Origin of the sequence: Shinella fusca (assembly GCF_014203155.1) — a bacterium.
Classification (GTDB): domain Bacteria; phylum Pseudomonadota; class Alphaproteobacteria; order Rhizobiales; family Rhizobiaceae; genus Shinella; species Shinella fusca.
In genome coordinates this window covers 139,548-164,879 of sequence record NZ_JACHIK010000007.1, presented here as the reverse complement: position 1 = coordinate 164,879, position 25,332 = coordinate 139,548, and the positions used below count along the sequence as shown (strand labels likewise).

Below are 25,332 nucleotides of genomic sequence, written 5' to 3'. Positions count from 1 at the left end.
GGGGGGGGTGCGACGTTTCTTGCGCGACTAGCGCAATATCCCTGTCGATTTTGCGCGAACTTTGGCCTAAACCGCTTGCAGCACAGACCCCCGCACAGGAATCCCGGCCATGTTCGACGCCCTCGCCCCCCAGCCCGACGACCCGCTGCTCGCCCTCATCGGCCTTTACCGCGCCGATGCCCGGCCCGGCAAAGTGGACCTCGGCGTCGGCGTCTACCGCGACGAGACGGGCGCGACGCCGATCTTCCGCGCGGTGAAGGAGGCCGAGCGCCGCCTCGTCGAGACGCAGCCGACCAAGGCCTATGTCGGCCCGGAAGGCGACCCCGTCTTCCTCGAGCGCCTGTGGGACCTGACGGCGGGCGAAGCCGGACGCGGACGCGCCGTCGCCGGCCTGCAGACGCCGGGCGGCTCGGGTGCGCTGCGCATCGGCGGCGACCTTCTCGTGCGCCTCGGCGTCAAGCGCATCTGGCTCGGCATGCCGACCTGGCCGAACCATGCCAGCATCTTCCAGGCCGCCGGCCTGGAGATCGCCACCTATCCCTTCTTCGACATTCCCTCGCAGAGCGTGCTCTTCGAGCGCATGGTGGAGGCGCTTTCGGGCGCGGCGCCCGGCGACGCCGTGCTGCTGCACGCAAGCTGCCACAACCCGACAGGCGCGAACCTCTCCGCCGAGCAGTGGCGCGCCGTCACGGACCTCATCGCCGCGCGCGGCCTGATGCCGCTCGTCGACATCGCCTACCAGGGCTACGGCCGCGGCCTCGACGAGGATGCCGCGGGCCTGCGCATGCTGCTTGCCGCCGTGCCGGAAATGCTGGTCGCCGTCTCCTGCTCGAAGTCCTTCGGGCTTTACCGCGAGCGCACGGGCGCGATCTATGCCGCCTGCGGCAATGCCGATGCCGTGCCGGCGCTGCGCAGCAACCTCGCGGCGCTCGCCCGCGTCAACTATTCCATGCCGCCGGACCACGGCTCGGCCATCGTCAGCACGATCCTCGGCGATGAAGCGCTGAAGGCGGACTGGATGGCGGAGATCGAAGCGATGCGCCTGCGCATCACCGCCATCCGCGAGCGCCTTGCCGCCGGCCTTTCCCGCCGCTGGCAGGTGGCGACGGCCATCCGCGAGCAGGAAGGCATGTTCTCGCTGCTGCCGCTGGAGGCGGCGGACGTGCTGAAGCTGCGCGCCGAGCAGGCGATCTACATGCCGACCTCCGGCCGCATCAACATCGCCGGCCTGAAGACGGCGGAGGTCGATGCCGTCATCGAGAAGTTCCTGAGCCTTTGAGCGGCAGGGCATGAGGAGAGGCGCATGACCGTCACGATCTACGGCATCAGGAACTGCGACACGATGAAGAAGGCGCGGGCCTGGCTGGACGCCAGGGGCGTCGCCTACCGTTTCCACGACTACAAGGCCGAGGGCATCGACGCGGCGAGCCTGACGCGCTTCGTCGGCGCGCTCGGCTGGGAAGCCGTGCTGAACCGGGCCGGCACCACCTTCCGCGCCCTGCCGGACGCCGACAAGCAGGACCTCGACGCCGCCAGGGCCATCGCGCTGATGCAGGCCCAGCCATCGATGATCAAGCGCCCCATCCTCGACCGCGACGGCGCGCTGACGGCCGGCTTCAAGCCGGAAATCTACGAAACCCTTTTCTGACCGGCCCGCACCGAACCCTGCCTCCCCCTGCCGCTTCCCCGCGGCGGGGCGCGGAACGGGCTGCGCGCATGCGGCTTTCCCCATCCTTCTTGTCGCCTGCCGGCCCGGCGGGCTTGACGGCGCTTTCGCCAAAGGGCCCACTTAAAACGATTGATAGCGCCGGCGGACAATTGTATTTCTTTTGTCGACAAGAGGATTTTCGATGACCGACACCGATTCCCATTCCCTGCCCGAACGCAAGCGCGGCTCCGGCGTGAAGATGGTCTACGACCTCCTGCGCGACCAGATCCTCGACCTGAAGCTCGCCCCCGGCAGCCCCATCGACGAGGTGCAGCTTGCCGAGCGGTTCAAGATGTCGCGCACGCCGATCCGCGAAGCCTTGGTGCGGCTTGCCGGCGAAGGGTTGATCGAGACCCTGCCGAACCGCTCGACCATGGTGTCGAACATCGATTTCCTCAACCTCCACACCTTCTTCGACGCGCTGGTGCTGATGTACCGGGTGACGACGCGGCTTGCCGCGCAGAACCACCGGCCCGAGGACCTGCCGGTCATCAGGGGCTTCCACGAGGATTATGCGGCGGCGCTGGCCATGCGCGACAACCTGACGATGATCGCCACCAATGCCGCCTTCCACGCCGCCATCGCCGAGGCCGGCCGCAATCCCTATTTCACCAGCCTGTTCCGTCGGCTGCTCGATGAGGGCCGTCGCATCCTGCAGCTCTATTACCAGTCCTACGAAGAGCAGTTCCCGCAGCGCTTCGTGGACGAGCATGCCGCGATCATCGCCGCCATCGAGGCGCGCGACATCGAGGAGGCGGACCGGCTCGGCAAGGCGCATGCGGAGGCGATCGTCGCGCAGGTGCAAAAGCTTTTCAGCCGGAACGACAGGCTCGATATCGCGCTTTGAGCTTTTGTATTTTTCTTGTCGACAAATAAAATACAAGATGCTATATCCATCGTCGAGAGAGGGGGAGGCCTTGCATCGCCGACCGCCCGACCGAACCCGCCATAGGAGATCGACATGAAGGCCAAGATTTTTTCCGGTGTCATTCCCGCCCTGATGACCCCCTGCAAGGACGACCGCACGCCCGACTTCGACGCGCTGGTGCGCAAGGGCAAGGAACTGATCGAAAAGGGCATGTCCGCCGTCGTCTATTGCGGCTCGATGGGTGACTGGCCGCTCCTGACCGACGAACAGCGCATGGAAGGCGTCGAACGCCTCGTGAAGGCCGGCATCCCGGTCATCGTCGGCACCGGCGCCGTCAACACCGCCTCGGCCGTCGCGCATGCCGCCCACGCCCAGAAGGTCGGCGCGCAGGGCCTGATGGTCATCCCGCGCGTCCTTTCCCGCGGCTCCGTCATCGCCGCCCAGAAGAACCACTTCAAGGCGATCCTCTCGGCCGCCCCCGATCTTCCGGCCGTCATCTACAACAGCCCCTATTACGGCTTCGCCACGCGCGCCGACCTCTTCTTCGCGCTGCGCCAGGACCACAAGAACCTCGTCGGCTTCAAGGAATTCGGCGGCGCTGCCGACATGCGCTATGCGGCCGAGAACATCACCAGCCGGGACGACGACGTCTCGCTGATGATCGGCGTCGACACCTGCGTCTTCCACGGCTTCGTCAATTGCGGCGCCGTCGGCGCGATCACCGGCATCGGCTGCGTGCTGCCGAAGGAAGTCCTCCACATGTGCAACCTCGCCCAGGCGGCCGCCCGGGGCGATGCGGACGCCCGCGCCCGCGCGCTGGAGCTGGAATCGGCCCTCGGCGTGCTCTCCTCGTTCGACGAAGGCCCGGACCTCGTCCTCTACTTCAAGCACATGATGGTGCTGAAGGGCGACAAGGAATACACGCTGCACTTCAACGAGACCGACGCGCTCTCCGACAGCCAGCGCGGCTATGTCGAAAGCCAGCTCAAGCTCTTCGACACCTGGTATGCCGAATGGAGCGAGCTCCCCGGCGCCGTGCAGACCTACAAGGCGTAAATTTACGCGCCTCCCAAGCGAAAGGCCCTCCGCAAGGAGGGCCTTTTTGTTTTGCCTGTGGCGAAGGCGTGTCGTGGGGCGTGGATCCTCGGGTCAAGCCCGGGGGATGACGCCGAGAGCGGGGTGAGGCCGGGCCGCGGTCAGTTGACCGCGTCGAGGCCCTCGTCCAGCAGGCGGTCGAGCTGCTCCACCTCGGCGGCGGTCAGCGTGACGCCCTCGGCTTCCGACTTGCCGCGGGCGGCGAAGCGGCGCTGGGAGGGCAGGCGTGCGCCGCCGCCGACGATGGCCTCGAAGAGCACTTCGGCGCGGGCGAAGGGATCGCCCGGGCGGCCCTTGGCGAAGGCTTCCGGCGACATGGCGATGATGAGCTCGCCGTGGAAGGGGACGAGCGTCGTCGTGCCGAGATAGTCGAGCACTTCCGGGCTCGTCAGGTCGCCGATCATGATGCCGGCGAGAAGCTCGATCATCGTGCCGATGGCCGAGCCCTTGTGCCCGCCGAAAGGCAGCATGGCGCCGGCAAGCGCGGCTTCCGGATCGGTGGTCGGGTTGCCGTCGGCGTCGATCGCCCAGCCTTCGGGAAGCTGCTTGCCGGCACGGCGGTGCAATTCGATCTCGCCGCGCGCGGCGACGGAGGTGGCGAAGTCGAAGACATAGGGCGGGGCCCCCTTGCGCGGCCAGCCGAAGGCGAAGGGATTGGTGCCGAGCAGCGGCTTGCTGCCGCCGGTGGGGGCGACCGTCGCATAGCTCGGGCACATGACGAGAGCGGCAAGGCCTTCCTTCGTCACCGCCTCCACCTCCGGCCAGAGCGCCGAGAAATGCGTGCAGTCGTTGATGACGAGGGCGGCGATGCCGAGCGTGCGGGCACGTTCGGCAAGCACCGGAACGCCGAGCTCGAAGGCCGGGTTGGCAAAGCCGCCCGCGGCATCGACCTTGACGATGGCCGAACCCTCGTTGCGGTCGAGCACCGGCACCGCATCCGGCCTGACCTTGCCGGCCTTGACGGTGCGCAGCGCACCCTCGATACGATAGATCCCGTGAGACTTGCAGGCGTCACGCTCACCGGCGACAATGACGCGGGCAAGCGCTCCGGCCTGCACTGCATTGAGGCCGGCCTTCAGGAAGATCGCTTCGACACGCGCATGAAGGGCGTCAATCGTCAGGGTGGAGCTTTGCGTCATTTTCGTCTCGTCAGGTTGGCCGACCACGGCAGGTTGGCGATTGAACAATTGCATACATAGAGTATACAAGATTTCGACAAGTGCAATTCGCCCGCCTCTCCTGCCGGGCGAATCCCTATCCCCCGAGAAAGGTACGTCAAATGGCTTTCACTCCCAACGGTAAACACCTCGTCGCCGGTCAATGGCTGGACGGCAACGGCACGTTCACCTCCTCTCCCGCCCATGGCCCGGCACATGCATTCGCCGTCGGCACGGTCGAGCTGGTGAACCGCGCCGCAGAGGCCGCAGAGGAAGCCTTCCTCAGCTACGGCTATTCCTCCCGTGCGACGCGCGCCGCCTTCCTGCGCGCCATCGCCGACGAGATCGAGGCCCGCGCCGAGGCCATCACCGAGATCGGCACGCAGGAGACCGGCCTTCCCGTCGCGCGCCTCCAGGGCGAGCGCGGCCGCACGACCGGCCAGCTCCGCCTCTTCGCCGACCATATCGAGAAGGGCGACTTCCTCGACCGCCGCTTCGATGCCGCCCAGCCGGACCGCCAGCCGGCGCCGCGTCCGGAAATCCGCCTGATCCAGCGGCCGATCGGCCCGGTCGCCGTCTTCGGCGCCTCCAACTTCCCGCTCGCCTTCTCGACGGCCGGCGGCGACACGGCCGCGGCGCTTGCCGCCGGCTGCCCCGTCGTCGTCAAGGGGCATTCCGCCCATCCGGGCACCGGCGAGATCGTCGCCGAGGCGGTCCTTGCCGCCATCGAAAAGACCGGCGTGCATCCGGGCGTCTTCTCGCTGATCCAGGGCGGCAACCGCCAGGTCGGCGAAGCCGTCGTGCAGCATCCGCTGATCAAGGCCGTGGGCTTCACCGGCTCGCTTGCCGGCGGCCGCGCCCTCTTCAACCTGTGCGCCGCCCGCCCGGAACCAATCCCGTTCTTCGGCGAGCTCGGCTCGGTCAACCCGATGTTCCTGCTGCCGGAAGCCATGAAGGCCCGCGCGGAAGGCCTCGGCCAGGGCTGGGCGGGCTCGCTCACCATGGGCGCCGGCCAGTTCTGCACCAATCCGGGCATCGCCGTCGTCACGGACGGCGCGGATGCCGACCGCTTCACGGCCGCCGCCGTGGAGGCGCTCTCCAAGGTCGGCCCGCAGACCATGCTGACCGACGGCATCGCCAAGGCCTATCACGACGGCCAGGCGCGCTTCGAGAGCCGCAACACGGTCAAGCCGCTGCTGACGACGCAGTCCTCAGGCCGCGAGGCGCTGCCGAACCTCTTCGAGATCTCCGGCGAACAGTTCCTCGCCGACCATGCGCTCTCCGAAGAGGTCTTCGGCCCGCTCGGCCTCGTCGTGCGCGTCTCCTCGGTGGACGAGATGGAAAAGCTCGCCCGCAACTTCGAGGGCCAGCTGACGGCGACGATCCACATGGATGCCGGCGACCTCGATGACGCCAAGCGCCTGCGCCCGGTGCTGGAACGCAAGGCCGGCCGCGTGCTGGTCAACGGCTTCCCGACGGGCGTCGAAGTGGTGGATTCCATGGTTCACGGCGGCCCCTACCCGGCCTCGACCAATTTCGGCGCGACGAGCGTCGGCACCCTGTCGATCCGCCGCTTCCTGCGCCCGGTCTCCTACCAGAACATGCCGGAATGCCTGCTGCCGGAGGATTTCCTCAACTAAGTCAAGGGCCTGCCCCCTGCGGAGCGCGGCCGTCACGGAACGGCCATGCTCCGCACATTTTCTCGCCGCAGGTATATACTTTTTGTATATTACTTGTATTTTAGAGGAGATTTACGCCTCTGGCGCAGGACGGACCTCCGCCCGCGTGGATCGACAGACCAACCCAGGGAGAGAGTTATGAAGAAGACCTCGGTCCTCGCCTTCGGCCTCGTTGCCGCCACCGCTTTGACCAGCCCGGCCAAGGCCGACAAGCTGGACGACATCATCTCGTCCGGCACGCTGCGCTGCGCCGTCGTCCTCGACTTCCCGCCGATGGGCTCGCGCGACGAGAACAACAACCCGATCGGCTTCGACGTCGATTACTGCAACGACCTCGCCAAGGCGCTCGGCGTCACGGCCGAAATCGTCGAAACGCCCTTCCCGGAACGCATCCCGGCCCTGATGTCCGGCCGCGTCGACGTCGGCGTCGCCTCGACCTCCGACACGCTGGAACGCGCCAAGACCGTCGGCATGACGATCCCCTACTTCGCCTTCCAGATGGCCGTCACCGCCAACGACAAGTCGGGCATCAAGTCCTTCGAGGACATGAAGGGCAAGACCGTCGGCGCCACCGCCGGCACGTTCGAGGCCATCGCGCTCGAAAAATCGGTCAAGGAATGGGGCGCCGGGGAATTCCGTCCGTACCAGACCCAGGCCGACGTCTTCCTCGCGCTCAGCCAGGGCCAGATCGACGCCACCGTCTCGACCTCGACGGTTGCCCAGTCCAACGTCAAGAGCGGCAAGTTCGCCGGCATCTCCGTCGTCGGCATGGCTCCTTACGACATCGACTACGTCTCGCTCTTCACCAACCGCGAAGAATACGGCCTCATCAACTACCTGAACCTCTTCATCAACCAGCAGGTCCGTACCGGCCGCTACGCCGAGCTCTACGAGAAGTGGGTCGGCGGCGACCTTCCGTCCCTGTCCGTCAACGGCGTTTATCGCTAATCTGCCGCTTCCCGGCGGCGCGGGACGATCTCCCGCGCCGCTGTTCGTTTCCGAAGGGTGAGACGGCAATGATCAGTTATTCCTTCCACTGGAACCAGGCGTTCAAGGCGCTGCCGCAGATGCTGGACGGCGCTCTGGTCACGCTGCAGATCGCGATCCTGTCCATGGTCGTCGGCCTTGCGGTCGCCCTGGCGCTGACGCTCTTCCGCCTGTCCGGCAACCGCGCCTTGAGCGGCTTCGCCACGGGCTGGGTCGAGATCGCGCGCAACACGCCGGCGCTCTTCCAGATCTACATGGCCCATTTCGGCCTCGGCAATTTCGGCATCCACCTCAGCCCCTATACGGCGCTTCTGGTCGGCATCGCCTTCAACAATGCCGGCTATCTTGCGGAGAACTTCCGCGGCGCGCTGAAGGCGATCCCGGACACGCAGACGCGCGCCGGCCGTTCGCTCGGCATGACGCCGCTGCAGGCCTTCCGCTACATCGTGCTGCCGCAGATGCTGCGCGTCGCCTTCCTGCCGGCCACCAACCAGATGGTCTGGGCGATCCTGATGACCTCGCTCGGCGTCACCGTCGGCATGAATACCGACCTTGCCGGCGTCACGCAGGAGCTGAACGCCCGTTCCTTCCGCACCTTCGAATTCTTCGCGATCGCGGCGGTGATCTACTATCTCATCGCCAAGGCCGTGACGCTCATCGCGCGCCTCTTCGCCGCGCGCATGTTCCGCTACTGAGAGGGGTAAGCCATGTTCGACACCTCCCTCACCCTGGCCGATCTCGGCTTCCTCGCGCAGGGCGCGGCCATGACGCTCGCCGTCACCGCCGTCTCCGTCATCGCGGGCACCATCCTCGGCATCGTCTTCGGCGTCATCCGCAACCAGGCCGGTCCCTACTGGTCGATCCCGCTGACCTTCCTGCTCGACGTCTTCCGCTCCGTGCCGCTGCTCATCCAGCTCGTGCTCGGCAATGCGGCGCAGTCTATCTTCAAGCTCGGCTGGCCGCCCTTCACCACGTCCTGCGTCGTGCTGTCGCTCTATACGGCCGCTTATTGCACCGAGATCGTGCGCGGCGGCATCTCCTCCGTGCCGGCGACGACGCGCCGCGCCGCCCGCTCGCTGGGTCTCACCTGGTGGCAGGACATGCGCTACATCGTGGCCCCGCTCGCCACGCGCGTCTCGCTGCCCGCCTGGATCGGCCTGACGCTCGGCGTCATGAAGGATTCGGCGCTCGTGCTCTGGCTCGGCCTCATCGAGCTGCTGCGCGCCTCGCAGATCCTCGTCACGCGCCTTCAGGAGCCGCTGTTCATCCTCATCATCTGCGGCGCCATCTACTTCATCATCTCCTTCCCAGTCGCCCGGCTTGGCGGGTATCTCGAAAAACGGTGGTCCCCCAATGATTGAGATCGAAAACGTCCGCAAATCCTTCGGCCAGCTCGAAGTCCTCAAGGGGATCAACCTCACCGTGAAGAAGGGCGAGGTGCTGACCATCATCGGCGGCTCGGGCTCGGGCAAGTCGACGCTGCTGACCTGCATCAACGGGCTGGAGACCATCGACGCCGGCCGCATCGTCGTCGACGGCACCGACGTCCATGCCAAGGGCACGGACCTCAACAAGCTGCGGCGCAAGCTCGGCATCGTCTTCCAGCAGTTCAACGCCTTCCCGCACCTGACCGTGCTGGAGAACGTCATGCTGGCGCCGGTCAAGGTGCTCGGCCAGTCGAAGGCCGAGGCCGAGGCGATGGCCGTCAAGCAGCTCAGCCATGTCGGGCTCGCCGACAAGCTCAAGGTCTATCCGAGCCGCATGTCCGGCGGCCAGCAGCAGCGCATGGCGATCGCCCGCGCGCTCGCCATGTCGCCAGCCTACATGCTGTTCGACGAGGTGACCTCGGCGCTCGACCCGCAGCTCGTCGGCGAAGTGCTCGACACGCTGCGCATGCTCGCCTCCGAGGGCATGACGATGATCTGCGTGACGCATGAAATGAAGTTCGCCCGCGAGGTCTCCGACCGCGTTGCCTTCTTCCACAAGGGCGTGATGGCCGAGATCGCCCCGCCGGAAGAGCTGTTCGACGCGCCGAAGGACCCCGAGCTCCAGACCTTCCTCGCCGCAACGCACTGAGGCCAACATGAAAACCGAAATCGAGCCCGGCGTCGTCGTCATCGGCGCCGGCGTGGTCGGCCTGTCGGCCGCCATCGCGCTTGAGGCGCGCGGCCTTGCCGTCACCGTCCTCGAACGCGAGGCTCCCGCCGCGGGCGCCTCCGCCGGCAACGCAGGCGCCTTCGCCTTCACCGACATCCTGCCGCTCGCCTCGCCCGGCATCCTGAGGAAAGCGCCGAAATGGCTGCTCGACCCGCTCGGGCCGCTCAGCATACCGCCGTCCTATGCCATGCAGATCGCGCCGTGGATGTTCCGCTTCTGGCGCGCCTGCTCGGCGAGCCGCGTCGCCCTTTCCACCGCCGCGCAGACGGCGCTGATGGACCTTTCCAAGGCCGCGCTCGAACCGTTCCTCACTGAGACCGGCACGGCGTCCATGCTGCGCAAGGAAGGCAATCTCCAGGTCTACGAGAGCCAAGCCGAGCTCGACACCTCGCTGCCCGGCTGGAAGGCCCGCGCGGAACACGGCATCGAATTCCGCCACATGGACGCCGCCGGGATGGCGGAGATCCAGCCCGGCCTCGCCCCGCGCTTCACGCACGGCACCTTCACGCCCGGCTGGTATTCCATCGCCGACCCGAAGCTCTACACGCTGGCGCTCGCCGACCATTTCCGTGCCAGGGGCGGCGTGATCGAGCGCGCCGAGGTCTCCGGCCTGAAAGCCATAGACGGCGGCGTGGAGATCGCCACCGCGGACGGGCGCACGCGGCGCGTGGAGCGGGTCGTGCTCGCAGCCGGCGCCTTCTCGCACCTTCTTGCGCGCGGCCTTGGCGAAAACATCCCGCTCGAAACCGAGCGCGGCTACAACACGACGCTGCCGGCGGACGCCTTCGACCTCCGCACGCAGGTCACCTTCGGCGGCCACGGCTTCGTCGTCACCCGGCTTTCGACCGGCATCCGCGTTGGCGGCGCGGTGGAGCTCGGCGGACTGAAGCTACCGCCGAACTTCCGCCGGTCGGAAGCCATGCTGGAGAAGGCGCGGCGCTTCCTGCCCGGCCTGAAGCCGGACGGCGGCGTGCAGTGGATGGGCTTCCGCCCCTCCATGCCGGACAGCCTGCCGGCCATCGGCCGCGCCCGCGCGACGGCGAACGTCGTCTACGCCTTCGGCCACGGCCATCTCGGCCTCACCCAGTCGGCCGGCACCGCCCGTCTCGTCGCCGAGCTCCTGACGGGGCAGCCGACGAGCATCGACATCGCCCCCTTCTCTCCGCAACGCTTCTAGGAGCCGTCCCATGGCCGACCTTTCCGCCCGCAGCATCCTCGCCGGCACCGCCGCCGGCCCGATCATCGCGGCGGGAGAGGCGCTGAGCTTCTGGGGCGGGGTCGATCCGGCGACCGGCAAGGTCATCGACGTGCACCATCCGCTGCACGGCAGAACGATCACCGGCGGCATCCTGATGATGCCGTCGAGCCGCGGCTCCTGCACGGGCTCCGGCGTGCTGCTCGACCTCGCGCTGACCGGCCGCGCGCCCGCGGCCCTCATCTTCAGCGAGGCGGAGGACGTGCTGACCCTCGGCGCGCTCATCGCCGCCGAGATGTTCGGCAAGTCGCTGCCGGTGCTGCGCCTCTCTCACGATGCCTTCGACACGCTCTGTCGGGCGAAGTCGGCAAGGATAGGCGACACGGCCATCGAGGCCGACGGCCTGACGGTCCCCGTCTCCCCGCCCGCCACCGCCGCGCTCGACCTCACCGGCGACGACCGCGCCATGCTGGAGGGCCGCGACGGCATCGCCGTGCAGCTCGCCATGCGCATCACCGCCGCCATGGCCGCCCAGCAGGGCGCGGAAAAGCTCGTCGACGTGGTGCAGGGCCATATCGACGGCTGCATCTATGCCAGCCCCGCCAACCTGACCTTTGCCGAGAAGATGGCGGACATGGGCGCGAAGGTGCGCGTGCCGACCACGATGAACGCCATTTCCGTCGACCGCGCCAACTGGGAGAGGCAGGGCGTGCCGCACGACTTCGGCGATCCGGCCGCCCGGCTTGCCGACGCCTATGTGCGCATGGGCTGCCGGCCGACCTTTACCTGCTCGCCCTACCTGCTCGACAGCGCGCCGAAGGCGGGCGAGGCGATCGCCTGGGCCGAATCCAATGCCGTGATCTTCGCCAACACCGTGCTCGGCGCGCGCACGGCCAAGCACCCGGACTTCCTCGACCTCTGCATCGCCCTCACCGGCCGCGCGCCGCTTTCCGGCGTCTATCTTGCCGAACACCGCAAGGCGAGCCGCGTCATCGCGGTGGAGCTTCCCGAGAAGATCGACGACGCCTTCTGGCCGCTGGTCGGCTATCTCGCCGGCCGCGCCGCGCCGGACCGCATCCCCCTCCTCACCGGCCTTGTCGATGCGAAACCGACGCGGGACGACCTCAAGGCCCTCTGCGCCGCCTTCGGCACCACCTCGGCCGCACCCATGCTGCATATCGAGGGCGTGACGCCCGAGGCCGAGGGCGCCGCCGCGCCGGATGCCGACCGTGCGGCGATCACCCGCGCCGACATGATCGACGTCTGGACGATGTTCAACGACGGCCCCGAAGAAGTCGAGCTCGTCGCCATCGGCAGCCCGCATGCCTCGGCCTCCGAATGCCGCGCCTTCGCCGACGCGCTTGCCGGCCGCAAGCGGCACGGGGACGTCACGGTGATCGTCACCGCCGGCCGCGACGTCATGGCCGAAGCCGGCGACGTCCTTGCCCGGCTGCGGGAAAGCGGTGTGCAGGTGCTGCCGGACCTCTGCTGGTGCTCGATCTCCGAGCCCGTCTTCCCGACGAAGACGCGGGCGCTCATCACCAATTCCGGCAAATACGCCCATTACGGCCCGGGTCTTTCCGGCCGCACCGTGCGCTTCGGCAACCTTGCCGATTGCGTGGAGGCGGCGCTGACCGGCCGCGTGCCGCCACGCCTGCCGGCCTGGCTCGCCTGACGACGGGAATTTCCCCCTTCGTCCCCGCCTTTCCCCTCGATGCTAGAGTCCGCGACATCGCGCAACGTCATCGAGGATCAGGAACATGACAGAAGTTTCGCCGCGCATCGGCCTTGGCTATGTAATGCCGTCGCAGGCCCAGAAGCACGTCACCGTCAACGAGAGCCTGCGCCGGCTCGACGCCGTGGTGCAATGCGCGGTGAAGTCCGCGACGACGACCGGGGAACCGGGCACGCCGGCGGAGGGCGATGCCTATATCCTGCCCGCCGGCCGGTCCGGCCCCGCCTGGGACATCCTTGCCGAAACCCATATCGCGGTCTTCCAGGACGGCGCCTTCACGGCCATCCCGCCGGCCGCCGGCTTTCTTGCCTACGCGATGGATACCGGCCGGTTCCTGCTGTTCGACGGCACGGCCTGGCGGACGATCCCGCTTTCGGGCGACAACGTGCCCTCCCTCGGCATCAACACCGGCGCGGACGCGAACAACCGGCTGGCCGTCAAGGCGAATGCCGAGCTTCTCAGCCATGACGACGTCACGCCCGGCAGCGGCGACGCCCGCAAGGTCATCAACAAGGCGGGCACCGGCAACACCGCCTCGCTCCTGCTCCAGACCGGCTTTTCCGGCCGCGCCGAGATCGGCCTCGTCGGCGATGACAATCTCACCGTCAAGGTCTCCTCCGACGGCGGCACCTTTACCGAAGTTATGCGGGCGGACGCGGCGACCGGCAACCTCGGTGTCGGCTTGAGCGCGACGCCGGTCTGCAGGCTCGATGTCGCCGGGCCCGTGCGGGTCGCCGGCTACACGGTCGCCGCCCTGCCGCCCGCCGGCGCCGGGGCGGGGCAGATCATCCACGTCACAGACGCGTCGGGCGGCGCCGTCCTCGCCTTCAGCGACGGCACGAACTGGCGCCGCGTCACCGATCGCGCCGTCGTTTCCTGACGGGGTGCGAAGCGGCCGGATTAGTATTACTAATTGTTCATTTCCTCATGCGATGCTCCGCTTCAAAGACGGGGCATTGGGGAAACGACGTTGCAGCCACGCCGCATTCTATCCGACAGGCAGGGGAATTTCGGGATTCTCACTGCGCTCATCATGGTGCCGCTCCTCGGCTGCGCGGGCATGGCGATCGATTTCACCAATGCCCTGCGCATCCGCTCGCAGCTGATGGACGCGGCCGATTCCGCAGCCCTCGGGGCGATCACCGAGCAGTCGAAGGGCGTTGCGGCGGCGATCAAGATGTCGGCGGACGGCGACGTCCCGGTCGCGAACGCCGACGGGCGCGAGCTTTTCCTCTCCCAGAGCAGCGATTCCTTTCTCCAGGCGCCGGTGGACGTTGCCGTCACGGTAAACAAGAAGGGCAACAACCTGTCGTCCGCGGTGCATTTCTCCGCCGCCGTGCCGACAACCTTCCTGCGGATCATCGGCCACGACGTGATCACGGTGAGCGGCACGGCGACGGCCGTCTACCAGACGGAGAGCTTCACCGACTTCTACATGCTGCTCGACAACACGCCCTCGATGGGCGTGGGCGCGACGCCGGGCGACGTCGCCAAGATGGTGGCGGCGACTTCCGACAAGTGCGCCTTCGCCTGCCATATCGTCAACAACGGCGTCGACGACAAGAACAGCTACTACAACCTCGCCCGGAAGATCGGCGCGACCATTCGCATCGACGTGGTGGCGAAGGCGACGGCGGCCCTCATGGACGAGGCCGTCGCCACGCAGAAATACGCCAACCAGTTCCGCATCGCCGCCTATACGTTCGGCGAGGCGGCGACGGACGTGAAGCTCTTCACGGTCTCCAAGCTGACGTCGGACCTCAATACGCTGAAGAAGGCGACGGCGAACATCAAGCTCATGAGCATTCCCAAGCAGGGCTACAACAACGACCAGCAGACCAGTTTCGACGATGCGCTCACCAAGATCGGCGGCGAGATCGACGATCCGGGCGACGGCAGCAGCACGGCGAGCCGGGAAAAGGTCGTCTTCTTCGTCGCCGATGGTGTCGGCGACAGCGAGAAGGCCAAGGGTTGCACGAAGAAGCTGACCGGCAACCGCTGCCAGGAGCCGATCGACACGAAATACTGCGACGCCCTGAAGAAGCGCGGCATCCGCATCGCGGTCCTTTATACGACCTACCTGCCGCTCCCCACCAACGATTGGTACAATACCTGGATCTCGCCCTTCCAGAACGAGATCGGCACGAAGATGAAGGAATGCGCCAGCGACGGCCTCTATTTCGAGGTCAGCCCCACCGAGGGCATCGAGGCGGCCATGAAGGCGCTCTTCCTCAAGACGGTAAAATCCCCGCGCCTGTCGAGCTGACGGCACGCATTAAAAATCAATGATTTGGGAAGGGATGGCGGACAGAGAGGGATTCGAACCCTCGATAGAGTTTCCCCTATACACGCGTTCCAGGCGTGCGCCTTCAACCACTCGGCCACCTGTCCGTCCGCTCGCTGCCGGCGGTCAGTCCGGCGCGGATCGCTTTCCTGTTTCCATTCCGGCGAGACGGCGCGATATATACCGAGGTTTGCAGCGGGATCAACCGCTTTCTGACAGAAACTTGAAGGATTTCCCGCGCTGCGGCGAAGGATTGCGCAAGGCCGGCCGTCTTCCTATCTATAGGCAGGAAGAAAGCGGGGCGGAATTGCCGCTCGCGGGCTGCGCCGGGAGGGCGCGATGATACGGTTCGTCCTCAAGGCCATCAGCCTTTTCGCCCTCGTCGTCGCCATCATGGCCGGCACGATCGACGCGATCCAGTCGGTCTCGGCTTCCGAGCCGGTGCTGACGCCGCTTGCCGTCGCCTGGAGCACGGCGAGCCCCGATACGATCGCCCTCGTCGCCGACAGCATCATGCGCAACTTTCCCTATGCGTGGGATCCGGCGGCCATGTGGGTGCTTTCGCAGCCGGCCTTCGCCGTGCTGCTTATCGTTTCGCTGTTCTTCTGGGTGATCGCCTACAGGCGGCCGCCCGTCGCGGGCCGCTTCACCGCGTAAAGCCCGTTTCTCCAAGTCCGGCCAGGGAGGCCAGAATGTTCCTGATCGACATGTTCAACAAGAAGACCGCCATGCCCGCGCCCGAGGCAGCCCTGCCCGGCCGCCACGAGCCCATTGCGACATCCGAAACCCATTTCGTGAACGGCCATCCGCTAAAGGGGCCCTATCCGGCGGGCTACCGCACGGTGCTCCTCGGCATGGGCTGCTTCTGGGGCGCCGAGCGGCTGCTCTGGCAGATCCCCGGCGTCTGGGTGACGGCATCGGGCTATTCCGGCGGCTTCACGCCGAACCCCACCTATCACGAGACGACGACGGGGCTCACCGGCCACGCCGAAGTCGTGCTCGTCGTCTACGATCCGGCAAAGGTCTCGCTCGAAACCCTACTGAAGGCCTTCTTCGAGGCGCACGACCCGACGCAGGGCATGCGCCAGGGCAACGATATCGGCACGACCTACCGCTCGGCGATCTATGCCGGGGACGCGGGCGACCTTGAGACGGCGCGCCGCGTGCGCGACGCCTACCAGGCGGCGCTGACGGCGGCCGGGCGCACGGACCGCATCACGACGGAGATCGCCGAGGCCGGTCCGTTCTACTTCGCCGAGGAGGCGCACCAGCAGTATCTCGCCAAGAATCCGGGCGGCTATTGCGGCCTGCGCGGCACGGGCGTTTCCTGCGCCATCGGCTGATAGCGCCGTTATTCCAAGAGGTTATGGCCGCTACAGCGGAAGGGGAAACCCTTTGCCTGCAGCGGCCATATTTTTTACCAACTGAAAAATTTCTGGTGAATTTTTCCAGCAGCCGTGCAAGGATGCCGCCAGCCTGACCCGAGGGAAAGGGGTCGGTGGCTCCGTGCGCGCTGTTTCACGCGCCGCCCGGAAGGTCCCTATAAGATCAATAGCGAACAGGGCTGCACAATGAAGAAAACCCTTCTCACCCTTCTTGCCACCGCTGCGATGTCGGCCAGCGCGCTCGCCGCGGACATCAAGCCGGCCATCATCTACGACCTCGGCGGCAAGTTCGACAAGTCGTTCAACGAGGCAGCCTTCAACGGCGCGGAAAAGTTCAAGACCGAGACCGGCATCGAATACCGCGACTTCGAAATCGCCAACGACGCCCAGCGCGAGCAGGCGCTGCGCCGCTTTGCCGGCGACGGCAACAACCCCATAGTAATGGCCGGCTTCTCCTGGTCCGCAGCGCTCGAGAAGGTCGCCGCGGAATATCCGGACACCAAGTTCGCCATCATCGACATGGTGCTCGACAAGCCGAACGTCCGCTCGGTCGTCTTCAAGGAAGAGGAAGGCTCGTGGCTCGCCGGCATCCTCGCCGGTATGGCCTCCAAGACGAAGACCGTCTCCTTCGTCGGCGGCATGGACATTCCGCTGATCCACAAGTTCGCCTGCGGCTATATCGGCGGCGCCAAGTCGCTCGGCCCGGACTATAACGTGCTCGAAGCCTATACGGGCACGACGCCGGACGCCTGGAACGACCCGGTCAAGGGCGGCGAGATCGCCAAGTCGCAGTTCGACCAGGGCTCCGACGTCGTCTACCATGCCGCGGGCGGCACGGGCGTCGGCGTCCTGCAGGCTGCGGCCGACGCGGGCAAGCTCGGCATCGGCGTCGATTCCAACCAGAACGGCCTGCAGCCCGGCAAGGTGCTGACCTCGATGGTCAAGCGCGTGGACGTTGCCGTCTACGACGCCTTCATGTCGGCCAAGAACGACACGTTCAAGCCCGGCATCAACGTGCTCGGCCTCAAGGAAGGCGGCGTGGACGTCGCCATGGACGAGAACAACGCCCCGCTCATCACCCCGGAAATGAAGGCCGCCATCGACAAGGCGCGCGCCGACATCATCGCCGGCACGGTACAGGTCCACGACTACATGTCGGACGAGACCTGCCCCTACTAAGCGGCATCGGCCAGATCACCGGCCCGTCTGCGCAAGCAGGCGGGCCGATTCCGTCTCATGGCCTCAATAGTGCGGTGGACGGGTGACGGCCGGGGCTTCCAGCGACCCTTCTTCCAGCACGAGGAACCGTTCCGTCAGCCGGTCGAGCTTTGTGCGAAGCTGCTCGACCACCCGCCATTGCTCGGCGAGCTGGTCGGAAAGCTCCTCGATCGTGTTGGCCTGATGGGCGACATGCTCCTCCAGACGGGCGATGCGCTCGGCCTGGGTTTCTTCGGAACGGTCGGGCATGGGCATGGTCCTCCTTGCCGGTCAGAGGCGGCGGCACGAGCTATAGCGGCGCGGGACCCTGCCCGCAATCGGGCTGGACAAGAGCGGCGGAAGCAACAAGACTACGAGCCGATAGGCCGGAAGCGCGGCCCTTCGGCCCCAAATCCCCGTAAGAGCGGATCGTCATGAGCGAATTGGCAATCGAACTGAAGGGCATCGACAAGAGCTTCGGCCTCGTCCACGCCAACCGGAACATCAACCTGAAGGTCCGCAAGGGCACCATTCACGGCATCATCGGCGAGAACGGCGCCGGCAAATCCACCCTCATGTCGATCCTCTACGGCTTTTACCAGGCCGACCACGGCGACATCCTGATCGACGGCAGCAAGGTCGACATCCGCGATCCGAACGCGGCGATCGCCGCCGGCATCGGCATGGTCCACCAGCACTTCATGCTGGTCGAGAATTTCACCGTGCTGGAGAACATCATGCTCGGCGCGGAGGAAAGCCAGATCCTCAATGCCGGCATCACCAAGGCGCGCGCGGAGCTGAAGCGGCTCGAAAAGGAATATGCGCTGGAGGTCGATCCGGACGCCGTTATCGAGGAGCTGCCGGTCGGCATCCAGCAGCGCGTCGAGATCCTGAAAGCCCTCTACCGCAGGGCCGATATCCTCATCCTCGACGAGCCGACGGGCGTCCTGACGCCGGCGGAGGCCGATCACCTCTTCCGCATCCTCCAGCAGCTCAAGGAGCAGGGAAAGACCGTTATCCTCATCACCCACAAGCTGCGCGAGATCATGGCGATCACCGACGAGGTCTCCGTCATGCGCCGCGGCGAGATGGTGGCGACGCGCACGACGACGGAGACCTCGGTGGAGGAGCTGGCCGAGCTGATGGTCGGCCGCCGCGTGCTGCTGCGCGTGGAAAAGGGCGAGGCGAAGCCCGCCGACGTCAAGCTTTCCGTCCGCAACCTCACGGTCCGCGACAGCCGGGGCGTGACGATGGTGGACGACGTCTCCTTCGATATCCGCGCCGGCGAGATCGTCGGCATCGCCGGGGTTGCCGGCAACGGCCAGTCGGAACTGCTGGAGGCGATCTCCGGCATCCGCCGGGCGGCCTCGGGCACCGTGCTGCTTTCCGGCAGCGCAATCGACGTGACGGGCGATGCCGACCCGGCGGCGCTGCGCAAGCGCGGCCTTGCCCATGTGCCGGAGGATCGCCACCATGTCGGCCTCGTCCTGAAGTTCGACGAGAGCGAGAACGCCATCCTCGGCTATCACGACGATCCGAAATACCGGAAGGGCTTCCTGCTCGACGTCGACGCGATCCGCGCCGACGCGGAAGAGAAGATCACCGCCTACGACATCCGCCCGCCGAACCCGCGGCTGAAAACCGCCAACTTCTCCGGCGGCAACCAGCAGAAGATCGTTCTGGCGCGCGAGATGGAGCGCGGCCCCGAGGTGCTGATCATCGGCCAGCCCACGCGCGGCGTCGACGTCGGGGCCATCGAATTCATCCACAAGCGCATCATCGAGATGCGCGACCAGGGCAAGGCGGTGCTGCTCGTCTCGGTGGAGCTCGACGAGATCCGCGCGCTGTCGGACCGCATCCTCGTCATGTTCGCCGGCCGCATCGTCGGCGAGCGCACGCCCGAGGCATCCGAAGGTGAACTCGGCCTGCTGATGGCCGGCGTGGAAGGCCCGAAGGAGGCCGCGGAATGAGCGTACCCTATGCGAAACTGCCGGCCTGGGCCGAATACGGCCTGATCCCGCTCGTCAACCTCGTCGTCGCCTTCCTGATCTCCGGCCTCGTCGTGCTCATCGTCGGCGAAAGCCCGCTGGAAGCCGCCTACCACATGATCAACGGCGCCTTCGGGCGCGGCGAATATATCGGCTTCACGCTCTACTATACGACGACCTTCATCTTCACCGGCCTTTCCGTCGCGGTCGCCTTCCATTGCGGCCTCTTCAACATCGGCACGGAGGGGCAGGCCTATATCGGCGGCATCGGCGTGGCGCTCGCCTGCCTTGCCTTCGACCGGACGCTGCCCTGGTATCTCGTCTTCCCGATCGCCATCGTCGGCGCCTCGTTCTTCGGCGCGCTCTGGGCGCTCATTCCCGGCTGGCTGCAGGCCAAGCGCGGCAGCCATATCGTCATCACGACGATCATGTTCAACTTCATCGCCGCCAGCCTCATGAACTACCTGCTCAACAAGGTGTTCAAGCCGCTCGGCTCCATGTCGCTCGAAACCCGCACCTTCGATGCGGGTGGGCAGCTTCCCAAGCTCGACTGGCTGATGTCGATCTTCGGCCTTTCCGTCGGCTCGGCGCCGTTCAACATCTCCTTCCTGCTGGCGCTTCTCGTCTCCTTCGGCGTCTGGGTGCTGATCTGGCGCACCAAGCTCGGCTACGAGATGCGCACCATGGGCCACAGCCCTGCCGCCGCCCGCTATGCCGGCATCAAGGAAGCGAAGATCATCATCATCACCATGATGCTCTCCGGCGCGCTCGCCGGCATGATGGCGCTGAACCCGATCATGGGCGAGCAGTTCCGCATGCAGCTCGATTTCGTGCAGGGCGCCGGCTTCGTCGGCATCGCCGTGGCGCTGATGGGCCGCTCGCATCCGGCGGGCATCATCCCGGCCGCCCTCCTCTTCGGCATGCTCTACCAGGGCGGCGCGGAAATCTCCTTCGAGATGCCCTCCATCTCGCGCGACATGATCGTCATCATCCAGGGCCTGGTGATCCTCTTTGCCGGCGCGCTGGAGCACATGTTCCGCCCGGCCATCACGCGCATCGTCCTCGGGCTCTCGCCGAAGACGAGCGACGTCGCCGCCACCAAGGGAGCCTGAACCATGGAACTCTTTCAGGTCTTCATCGAGCTTGCGCAGTCGACCGTCCGCGTCTCGACGCCGCTGATCCTCGCCGCCCTCGCCGGCCTCTTCACCGAGCGGGCCGGCGTCTTCGACATCGGCCTCGAAGGCAAGATGCTGGGCGCGGCCTTCGCCGCCGGCGCCGTCGCCTACATCACCCAGTCCGTGATGATGGGGCTGCTTGCCGCCATCCTCATTTCCGTGCTGCTCTCGCTGGTGCACGGCTATGCCTCGATCACCCAGCGCGGCAACCAGATCGTCTCGGGCGTCGCCATCAACTTCGTCGTCGCCGGCGCCACCGTCATCCTCGGCCAGGCCTGGTTCAAGCAGGGCGGGCGCACGCCCGCGCTCTCGGCGGACGGCCGCTTCGGCACGATCAAGCTGCCCTTCGCCGACAGCCTGCGCGACGTGCCGATCCTCGGGCAGGTCTATTCCGACCTCCTCTCCGGCCACTCGCCCCTCACCTATCTCGCCTTCCTGATGGTGCCGGCGAGCTGGTGGATCCTCTACCGCACGCGCTTCGGCCTTCGCCTTCGCGCCGTCGGGGAAAATCCGGGCGCGGTCGATACCGCCGGCATCTCCGTCATCTGGCTGCGCTACCGCGCCGTCATCTGCTGCGGCATCCTGTGCGGCGTGGCGGGCGCCTATCTCTCGCTTGCGGCCAATGCCGGCTTCACCAAGGGCATGACGGCGGGCAAGGGCTATATCGCGCTCGCCGCCCTCATCTTCGCCAAGTGGCGGCCGAAGAACATCCTCTTCGCCTGCCTGCTCTTCGGCTTCCTCGATGCCTTCGCCATCCGCTACCAGGGCTACGCCTTCCCGCTGATCGGCAAGGTGCCGGTACAATTGATGCAGGCGCTGCCCTATATCCTCACGGTGATCCTGCTTGCGGGCTTCATCGGCAAGGCCATTCCGCCGAAGGCCGGCGGCGTGCCCTACGTCAAGGAGCGCTAGAAATGTCCCACGACCTCTTCGAGGCGGCGCGCGCGGCGATGGCCCACGCCTATGCGCCCTATTCGAAATTCCCCGTCGGCGCGGCCATCCGTGCCGAGGACGGGAGAATCTATGCCGGCGCCAATATCGAGAACATCTCCTTCCCGCAGGGCTGGTGCGCCGAACCCACCGCCATCAGCCACATGATCATGGCCGGCGCGACGAAGATCGTCGAGATGGCGGTGATTGCCGAGAAGCTGCCGCTCTGCCCGCCCTGCGGCGGCTGCCGGCAGAAGATCGCCGAATTCGCCTCGGCGAAAACGCAGATCTACCTCTGCGACGAGACCGGCGTGAAGAAGACCATGACGATGGAAGAGCTTCTGCCGCATGGCTTTGCAACGGACGTGATCGGATGAGCGCCACGACGACCGACCTCCTCATCTCGCGCCTCGGCGGCGTCGCGCCGCGCCACGGCATCGTGCTCGGCTCCGGCCTCGGCTCGCTGGTGGAAGCGATCACCGATCCGCTGCGCATTTCTTACTCCGACCTGCCGAGCTTTCCGGTCAGCGCCGTCTCGGGCCATGCCGGCGAGCTTGTCATCGGCCATCTGGGCGCCGTCCCCGTCATCGTGCTCTCCGGCCGCGTGCACTACTACGAGAGCGGCGACGCCAATGCCATGCGCACGCCCATCGAGGTGCTGAAGGGGCTCGGCGTCACCTCGCTGATCCTCACCAATTCGGCGGGATCGCTGCGGGACGACATGCCGCCCGGCTCGGTGATGCGCATTTCCGACCACATCAATTTCTCCGGCACCAATCCGCTGATCGGCCTTGCCGGCGATGACCGCTTCGTCGGCATGACCAATGCCTATGATGCCGGGCTCGCCGCAAGCATGGAGCGGGCGGCGGAAAAGCTCGGCATCCCGCTCTCCAGCGGCGTCTACATGTGGTTCTCCGGGCCGAGCTTCGAGACGCCGGCGGAAATCCGCATGGCGCGCGTGCTCGGCGCCGATGCCGTCGGCATGTCGACCGTGCCGGAAGTGCTGATCGCCCGCCATCTCGGCCTCAGGGTCGCCGCCGCCTCGGTCATCACCAATTTCGGCGCCGGCATGACGGGCGGCGAACTCAGCCATCACGAAACCAAGGACATGGCCCCGGTCGGCGGAAAGCGGCTCGCCGCAATCCTCGCCGAGATGATCGCGGGCGGAGACGACGACCATGCATGAGGCCACCGCCAAGAAAGCGCTCTCGCTGCTCGACCTGACCGATCTGACCGACACCTGCGATGCGGCGGCCATCGAAAAGCTCTGCAGGCAGGCGCAGACGCCCTTCGGGCCCACGGCCGCCATCTGCATCTGGCCGCGCTTCGTGGCTCAGGCGCGCGGCATCCTCAGCAAGGGCAATGCGGTGAAGATCGCCACCGTCGTCAACTTCCCCTCGGGCGACATGGCCATTGCGGACGTCGTCGCCGAGACGAAGCAGGCGATTGCCGACGGCGCCGACGAGATCGACCTCGTCATTCCGTACCGCGATTTCATCACCGGCGACGAAGAGGCCGTGACGGAGATGGTGACGGCCGTGAGGGCCGCCTGCCCGCCGCCCGTCACGCTCAAGACCATCCTGGAGACCGGCGAACTCAAGGACCCGGCGCTGATCCGCGAGGCCTCCGACCTTGCCATTGCCGCCGGCACGGATTTTATCAAGACCTCCACCGGCAAGGTTGCCGTCAACGCCACCCTGCAGGCCGCAGAGATCATGCTGAACGCCATCAAGACGAGCGGCAGGCCGGTCGGCTTCAAGCCGGCGGGCGGCGTGCGCACCGTGGCGGATGCCGGCGAATACCTGGCGCTCGCCGCCTCGATCCTCGGCGAAGGCTGGGCGACGCCGAGAACCTTCCGCTTCGGCGCCTCGGGGCTTCTGGGCGACATTCTTTCCGTGCTCGGCGGCCAGCCCGCGCCCGCCGCGCCGGCAAGCTACTGAGATGCTGCCGCAGGAGACGATCCGCCGAAAGCGCAATGGCGAGCCGCTCTTGCCCGAGGAGATTTCCCGCCTCGTTGCCGGCGTGACGGACGGCAGCGTCTCCGAGGGGCAGGTCGCCGCCTTCGCCATGGCGGTCTGGTTCAACGGCATGGCGCGCGAGGAGACCGTGGCGCTGACATTGGCCATGCGCGATTCGGGCGACGTGCTCGACTGGTCGGACCTGGGCCGCCCGGTCGCCGACAAGCATTCGACCGGCGGCGTCGGCGACAATGTCTCGCTGATGCTGGCGCCCATCGCGGCCGCCTGCGGGCTTGCCGTGCCGATGATCTCCGGGCGCGGCCTCGGCCATACCGGCGGCACGCTCGACAAGCTGGAATCGATCCCCGGCTACACGATCATGCCCTCCGCCGACATCTTCCGCCGTACGGTGAAGGACATCGGCTGCGCGATCATCGGCCAGACGGCGGACCTCGCGCCCGCCGACAAGCGCATCTACGCCATCCGCGACGTGACGGCGACGGTCGATTCCGTGCCGCTGATCACCGCCTCGATCCTTTCCAAGAAGCTCGCCGCCGGCCTGCAATCGCTGGTGCTGGACGTGAAGGTCGGCAACGGCGCCTTCATGACGGAGATGGCCGAGGCCGAGACGCTCGCCCGCTCGCTGGTCGAGGTGGCGAACGGGGCGGGCGTGAAGACATCCGCGCTCATCACCGACATGAACCAGCCGCTGGCGGACGCCGCCGGCAACGCGGTGGAGATCGCAAACTGCATCGCCTTCCTCAAGGGCGAGAAGGCCGGCACGCGGCTGGAGCGCATCGTTCTGGCTTTCGCCGCCGAAATGCTGGCGCTGTCCGGGCTGGAGACCGATCCCGCCGCGGCCCTCGCGCAGGCGAGGGGAGCGCTCACGAGCGGCGCCGCGGCGGAGGTCTTCGGGCGCATGGTGCACGCTCTCGGCGGCCCGGCTGATATCGTCGAGCGGGCGGCGGTCTATCTCTCGCCCGCCCCGGTCATCCGCCCGGTCCTTGCGGACGAGGCCGGCTACCTTGCCGCCTGCGACACGCGGGGCATCGGCCTTGCCGTCATCGAGCTTGGCGGCGGGCGCAGCCGGCCGGACGATACCGTCGACCACCGGGTCGGTTTCGACCGCCTGCTGCCGCTCGGCACGAAGGTGGAAAAGGGCATGGAGATCGGCCGCGTCCATGCGGCAAGCACCGATGCCGCCGAGCGCGCGGCGATGCGGCTTGCCGCGCTCTACCGGACCACGCCGGAAGCGCCGGCCGCCGCGCCGGAAATCCTCGAGGCCGTCAGCGCGTGAGCTGCAGCTTGCCGTCCTCGACCTTGTAGGACGAGAGCCCCTTGAGGAAGCTCATGCCGATCAGCGTGCCGGAAAGCGCCTTGTCTTCCAGCACCATGGCGCCGACCTTCTCCATGCGCACCGGGCCGATCTCGACCCTGTCGAGGCGGATATAGGCGGCACGCGCCTTGCCGTTGGCCGTGTCGACCGCGTAGCGGAAATCGAGGTCCGCCTTGTCGATGCCGAGGCGCTGGGCGGTGGAGACGTTGAGGGCGACCATGCTGGCGCCCGTATCGACCATGCCCTCCTCCTTGCGGCCATTGATGGAGAAGAGGCCGGTGAAATGGCCGTCCGCATCGGCCGCGATGACGGCGCTGCGGTTGCCGGTATAGCGCGCCGCATCCTGGCCCGCCGAAACCGAAGCCTTCTCGACCCTTGCGGGCGGCGTGCCGGATGCGGCCGTTTCGAGATAGCGCGTCGCAAGGCCGGGCACGAAGGCGGCCGCGGCCGCGACGGACCCGACGACAAGAACGAGGCTGCGAAGGAACATGGGACGGT

At 66.9% G+C, this 25,332-nt stretch carries 26 protein-coding genes and 1 tRNA gene; 23 read left to right on the top strand and 4 right to left on the bottom strand.

Annotated elements, in window-relative coordinates; translation table 11 throughout:
- Window positions 1-109 precede the first annotated feature (109 nt).
- From HNQ66_RS12420 to HNQ66_RS12405, 4 genes are all read left to right on the top strand, one after another.
- The gene (locus HNQ66_RS12420; RefSeq protein ID WP_184144470.1) at window positions 110-1,279 is read left to right on the top strand and encodes an amino acid aminotransferase; all 1,170 of its coding nucleotides are present in this window, start codon (window positions 110-112) and stop codon (window positions 1,277-1,279) included.
- Window positions 1,280-1,303: 24 nt separating this feature from the next.
- Window positions 1,304-1,648 (top strand): ArsC family reductase, encoded by a 345-nt coding sequence (locus HNQ66_RS12415; RefSeq protein WP_184144469.1) that lies wholly within the window; start codon window positions 1,304-1,306, stop codon window positions 1,646-1,648.
- Between the two features lie 202 nt (window positions 1,649-1,850).
- Window positions 1,851-2,555 carry a GntR family transcriptional regulator gene (locus HNQ66_RS12410; RefSeq protein WP_184144468.1) on the top strand — a complete coding sequence of 235 codons (705 nt, stop codon included), beginning with the start codon at window positions 1,851-1,853 and terminating at the stop codon, window positions 2,553-2,555.
- 114 nt (window positions 2,556-2,669) lie between these two features.
- Window positions 2,670-3,632, top strand: a complete 963-nt coding sequence (locus HNQ66_RS12405) for a dihydrodipicolinate synthase family protein (RefSeq protein ID WP_184144467.1) — start codon at window positions 2,670-2,672, stop codon at window positions 3,630-3,632.
- Between the two features lie 140 nt (window positions 3,633-3,772).
- On the opposite strand, the gene HNQ66_RS12400 is transcribed toward HNQ66_RS12405, so the two are convergent.
- Window positions 3,773-4,810: an Ldh family oxidoreductase gene (locus tag HNQ66_RS12400; RefSeq protein WP_184144466.1), complete on the bottom strand. Its 1,038-nt coding sequence runs from the start codon at window positions 4,808-4,810 to the stop codon at window positions 3,773-3,775.
- Window positions 4,811-4,950: 140 nt separating this feature from the next.
- On the opposite strand from HNQ66_RS12400, the gene HNQ66_RS12395 reads away from it, so the two are divergent.
- From HNQ66_RS12395 to HNQ66_RS12355, 9 genes are all read left to right on the top strand, one after another.
- The gene (locus tag HNQ66_RS12395; protein WP_184144465.1) at window positions 4,951-6,468 is read left to right on the top strand and encodes an aldehyde dehydrogenase (NADP(+)); all 1,518 of its coding nucleotides are present in this window, start codon (window positions 4,951-4,953) and stop codon (window positions 6,466-6,468) included.
- 177 nt (window positions 6,469-6,645) lie between these two features.
- Window positions 6,646-7,455 carry an ABC transporter substrate-binding protein gene (locus HNQ66_RS12390; protein WP_184144464.1) on the top strand — a complete coding sequence of 270 codons (810 nt, stop codon included), beginning with the start codon at window positions 6,646-6,648 and terminating at the stop codon, window positions 7,453-7,455.
- Window positions 7,456-7,523: 68 nt separating this feature from the next.
- On the top strand, window positions 7,524-8,189 hold the full coding sequence (locus HNQ66_RS12385) for an amino acid ABC transporter permease (RefSeq protein WP_184144463.1): 666 nt from the start codon (window positions 7,524-7,526) through the stop codon (window positions 8,187-8,189).
- A 12-nt stretch (window positions 8,190-8,201) separates the two neighbouring features.
- Window positions 8,202-8,855 carry an amino acid ABC transporter permease gene (locus HNQ66_RS12380; RefSeq protein ID WP_184144462.1) on the top strand — a complete coding sequence of 218 codons (654 nt, stop codon included), beginning with the start codon at window positions 8,202-8,204 and terminating at the stop codon, window positions 8,853-8,855.
- The gene (locus HNQ66_RS12375) at window positions 8,848-9,570 is read left to right on the top strand and encodes an amino acid ABC transporter ATP-binding protein (RefSeq protein WP_184144461.1); all 723 of its coding nucleotides are present in this window, start codon (window positions 8,848-8,850) and stop codon (window positions 9,568-9,570) included. The genes HNQ66_RS12380 and HNQ66_RS12375 overlap by 8 nt, the downstream gene beginning before the upstream one ends.
- A gap of 7 nt (window positions 9,571-9,577) precedes the next feature.
- Complete coding sequence (locus HNQ66_RS12370; RefSeq protein ID WP_184144460.1) at window positions 9,578-10,828, top strand: NAD(P)/FAD-dependent oxidoreductase; 1,251 nt, start codon at window positions 9,578-9,580, stop codon at window positions 10,826-10,828.
- Between the two features lie 10 nt (window positions 10,829-10,838).
- Window positions 10,839-12,521 (top strand): cis-3-hydroxy-L-proline dehydratase, encoded by a 1,683-nt coding sequence (gene lhpI / locus HNQ66_RS12365; protein WP_184144459.1) that lies wholly within the window; start codon window positions 10,839-10,841, stop codon window positions 12,519-12,521.
- Between the two features lie 85 nt (window positions 12,522-12,606).
- A complete protein-coding gene (locus tag HNQ66_RS12360; protein ID WP_184144458.1) occupies window positions 12,607-13,461 on the top strand; it encodes a DUF2793 domain-containing protein in 855 nt (284 codons plus the stop codon).
- A gap of 90 nt (window positions 13,462-13,551) precedes the next feature.
- Window positions 13,552-14,847, top strand: a complete 1,296-nt coding sequence (locus tag HNQ66_RS12355) for a TadE/TadG family type IV pilus assembly protein (protein ID WP_281396983.1) — start codon at window positions 13,552-13,554, stop codon at window positions 14,845-14,847.
- Between the two features lie 35 nt (window positions 14,848-14,882).
- Here HNQ66_RS12355 and HNQ66_RS12350 read toward each other — a convergent pair.
- Window positions 14,883-14,972 (bottom strand) — tRNA-Ser (locus HNQ66_RS12350).
- A 232-nt stretch (window positions 14,973-15,204) separates the two neighbouring features.
- Between HNQ66_RS12350 and HNQ66_RS12345 the strand changes: the two genes are divergently transcribed.
- From HNQ66_RS12345 to HNQ66_RS12335, 3 genes are all read left to right on the top strand, one after another.
- Window positions 15,205-15,522 carry a hypothetical protein gene (locus tag HNQ66_RS12345; RefSeq protein ID WP_210308749.1) on the top strand — a complete coding sequence of 106 codons (318 nt, stop codon included), beginning with the start codon at window positions 15,205-15,207 and terminating at the stop codon, window positions 15,520-15,522.
- Window positions 15,523-15,557: 35 nt separating this feature from the next.
- The gene (gene msrA, locus HNQ66_RS12340) at window positions 15,558-16,208 is read left to right on the top strand and encodes a peptide-methionine (S)-S-oxide reductase MsrA (RefSeq protein WP_184144457.1); all 651 of its coding nucleotides are present in this window, start codon (window positions 15,558-15,560) and stop codon (window positions 16,206-16,208) included.
- Between the two features lie 228 nt (window positions 16,209-16,436).
- Window positions 16,437-17,429 carry a BMP family lipoprotein gene (locus tag HNQ66_RS12335; RefSeq protein ID WP_184144456.1) on the top strand — a complete coding sequence of 331 codons (993 nt, stop codon included), beginning with the start codon at window positions 16,437-16,439 and terminating at the stop codon, window positions 17,427-17,429.
- Between the two features lie 63 nt (window positions 17,430-17,492).
- Here the strand turns inward: HNQ66_RS12335 and HNQ66_RS12330 are convergent, their stop codons facing one another.
- On the bottom strand, window positions 17,493-17,717 hold the full coding sequence (locus tag HNQ66_RS12330; protein ID WP_184144455.1) for a SlyX family protein: 225 nt from the start codon (window positions 17,715-17,717) through the stop codon (window positions 17,493-17,495).
- 164 nt (window positions 17,718-17,881) lie between these two features.
- Here HNQ66_RS12330 and HNQ66_RS12325 point away from each other — a divergent pair, with 164 nt between their 5' ends.
- The 7 genes from HNQ66_RS12325 to deoA are packed head-to-tail and all read left to right on the top strand — an operon-like array spanning window position 17,882 to window position 24,795.
- Entirely contained in the window at window positions 17,882-19,417 is a 1,536-nt protein-coding gene (locus tag HNQ66_RS12325) for an ABC transporter ATP-binding protein (RefSeq protein WP_184144454.1), read from the top strand.
- Window positions 19,414-20,547, top strand: coding sequence for an ABC transporter permease (locus HNQ66_RS12320; RefSeq protein WP_184144453.1), 1,134 nt, complete (start codon window positions 19,414-19,416; stop codon window positions 20,545-20,547). The genes HNQ66_RS12325 and HNQ66_RS12320 overlap by 4 nt, the downstream gene beginning before the upstream one ends.
- Window positions 20,548-20,550: 3 nt before the next feature.
- Complete coding sequence (locus tag HNQ66_RS12315) at window positions 20,551-21,522, top strand: ABC transporter permease (RefSeq protein ID WP_184144452.1); 972 nt, start codon at window positions 20,551-20,553, stop codon at window positions 21,520-21,522.
- Between the two features lie 2 nt (window positions 21,523-21,524).
- Complete coding sequence (locus HNQ66_RS12310; RefSeq protein ID WP_184144451.1) at window positions 21,525-21,917, top strand: cytidine deaminase; 393 nt, start codon at window positions 21,525-21,527, stop codon at window positions 21,915-21,917.
- Window positions 21,914-22,726: a purine-nucleoside phosphorylase gene (locus HNQ66_RS12305; protein WP_184144450.1), complete on the top strand. Its 813-nt coding sequence runs from the start codon at window positions 21,914-21,916 to the stop codon at window positions 22,724-22,726. The genes HNQ66_RS12310 and HNQ66_RS12305 overlap by 4 nt, the downstream gene beginning before the upstream one ends.
- A complete protein-coding gene (gene deoC, locus HNQ66_RS12300; protein ID WP_184144449.1) occupies window positions 22,719-23,480 on the top strand; it encodes a deoxyribose-phosphate aldolase in 762 nt (253 codons plus the stop codon). Before HNQ66_RS12305 ends, deoC begins: the two co-directional genes overlap by 8 nt.
- A 1-nt stretch (window position 23,481) precedes the next feature.
- Window positions 23,482-24,795 carry a thymidine phosphorylase gene (gene deoA / locus HNQ66_RS12295; protein ID WP_184144448.1) on the top strand — a complete coding sequence of 438 codons (1,314 nt, stop codon included), beginning with the start codon at window positions 23,482-23,484 and terminating at the stop codon, window positions 24,793-24,795.
- Here the strand turns inward: deoA and HNQ66_RS12290 are convergent.
- Window positions 24,785-25,324: a TIGR02281 family clan AA aspartic protease gene (locus HNQ66_RS12290; protein ID WP_184144447.1), complete on the bottom strand. Its 540-nt coding sequence runs from the start codon at window positions 25,322-25,324 to the stop codon at window positions 24,785-24,787. The genes deoA and HNQ66_RS12290 overlap by 11 nt on opposite strands.
- Window positions 25,325-25,332 lie beyond the last annotated feature (8 nt).

Excerpts from the sequence above, each read along its gene's own strand:
- HNQ66_RS12420 (WP_184144470.1), top strand. The coding sequence starts at position 110 with ATGTTCGACGCCCTCGCCCCCCAGCCCGACGACCCGCTGCTCGCCCTC.
- HNQ66_RS12415 (WP_184144469.1), top strand. The coding sequence starts at position 1,304 with ATGACCGTCACGATCTACGGCATCAGGAACTGCGACACGATGAAGAAG.
- HNQ66_RS12410 (WP_184144468.1), top strand. The coding sequence starts at position 1,851 with ATGACCGACACCGATTCCCATTCCCTGCCCGAACGCAAGCGCGGCTCC.
- HNQ66_RS12405 (WP_184144467.1), top strand. The coding sequence starts at position 2,670 with ATGAAGGCCAAGATTTTTTCCGGTGTCATTCCCGCCCTGATGACCCCC.
- HNQ66_RS12400 (WP_184144466.1), bottom strand. The coding sequence starts at position 4,810 with ATGACGCAAAGCTCCACCCTGACGATTGACGCCCTTCATGCGCGTGTC.
- HNQ66_RS12395 (WP_184144465.1), top strand. The coding sequence starts at position 4,951 with ATGGCTTTCACTCCCAACGGTAAACACCTCGTCGCCGGTCAATGGCTG.
- HNQ66_RS12390 (WP_184144464.1), top strand. The coding sequence starts at position 6,646 with ATGAAGAAGACCTCGGTCCTCGCCTTCGGCCTCGTTGCCGCCACCGCT.
- HNQ66_RS12385 (WP_184144463.1), top strand. The coding sequence starts at position 7,524 with ATGATCAGTTATTCCTTCCACTGGAACCAGGCGTTCAAGGCGCTGCCG.
- HNQ66_RS12380 (WP_184144462.1), top strand. The coding sequence starts at position 8,202 with ATGTTCGACACCTCCCTCACCCTGGCCGATCTCGGCTTCCTCGCGCAG.
- HNQ66_RS12375 (WP_184144461.1), top strand. The coding sequence starts at position 8,848 with ATGATTGAGATCGAAAACGTCCGCAAATCCTTCGGCCAGCTCGAAGTC.
- HNQ66_RS12370 (WP_184144460.1), top strand. The coding sequence starts at position 9,578 with ATGAAAACCGAAATCGAGCCCGGCGTCGTCGTCATCGGCGCCGGCGTG.
- lhpI (WP_184144459.1), top strand. The coding sequence starts at position 10,839 with ATGGCCGACCTTTCCGCCCGCAGCATCCTCGCCGGCACCGCCGCCGGC.
- HNQ66_RS12360 (WP_184144458.1), top strand. The coding sequence starts at position 12,607 with ATGACAGAAGTTTCGCCGCGCATCGGCCTTGGCTATGTAATGCCGTCG.
- HNQ66_RS12345 (WP_210308749.1), top strand. The coding sequence starts at position 15,205 with ATGATACGGTTCGTCCTCAAGGCCATCAGCCTTTTCGCCCTCGTCGTC.
- msrA (WP_184144457.1), top strand. The coding sequence starts at position 15,558 with ATGTTCCTGATCGACATGTTCAACAAGAAGACCGCCATGCCCGCGCCC.
- HNQ66_RS12335 (WP_184144456.1), top strand. The coding sequence starts at position 16,437 with ATGAAGAAAACCCTTCTCACCCTTCTTGCCACCGCTGCGATGTCGGCC.
- HNQ66_RS12330 (WP_184144455.1), bottom strand. The coding sequence starts at position 17,717 with ATGCCCGACCGTTCCGAAGAAACCCAGGCCGAGCGCATCGCCCGTCTG.
- HNQ66_RS12325 (WP_184144454.1), top strand. The coding sequence starts at position 17,882 with ATGAGCGAATTGGCAATCGAACTGAAGGGCATCGACAAGAGCTTCGGC.
- HNQ66_RS12320 (WP_184144453.1), top strand. The coding sequence starts at position 19,414 with ATGAGCGTACCCTATGCGAAACTGCCGGCCTGGGCCGAATACGGCCTG.
- HNQ66_RS12315 (WP_184144452.1), top strand. The coding sequence starts at position 20,551 with ATGGAACTCTTTCAGGTCTTCATCGAGCTTGCGCAGTCGACCGTCCGC.
- HNQ66_RS12310 (WP_184144451.1), top strand. The coding sequence starts at position 21,525 with ATGTCCCACGACCTCTTCGAGGCGGCGCGCGCGGCGATGGCCCACGCC.
- HNQ66_RS12305 (WP_184144450.1), top strand. The coding sequence starts at position 21,914 with ATGAGCGCCACGACGACCGACCTCCTCATCTCGCGCCTCGGCGGCGTC.
- deoC (WP_184144449.1), top strand. The coding sequence starts at position 22,719 with ATGCATGAGGCCACCGCCAAGAAAGCGCTCTCGCTGCTCGACCTGACC.
- deoA (WP_184144448.1), top strand. The coding sequence starts at position 23,482 with ATGCTGCCGCAGGAGACGATCCGCCGAAAGCGCAATGGCGAGCCGCTC.
- HNQ66_RS12290 (WP_184144447.1), bottom strand. The coding sequence starts at position 25,324 with ATGTTCCTTCGCAGCCTCGTTCTTGTCGTCGGGTCCGTCGCGGCCGCG.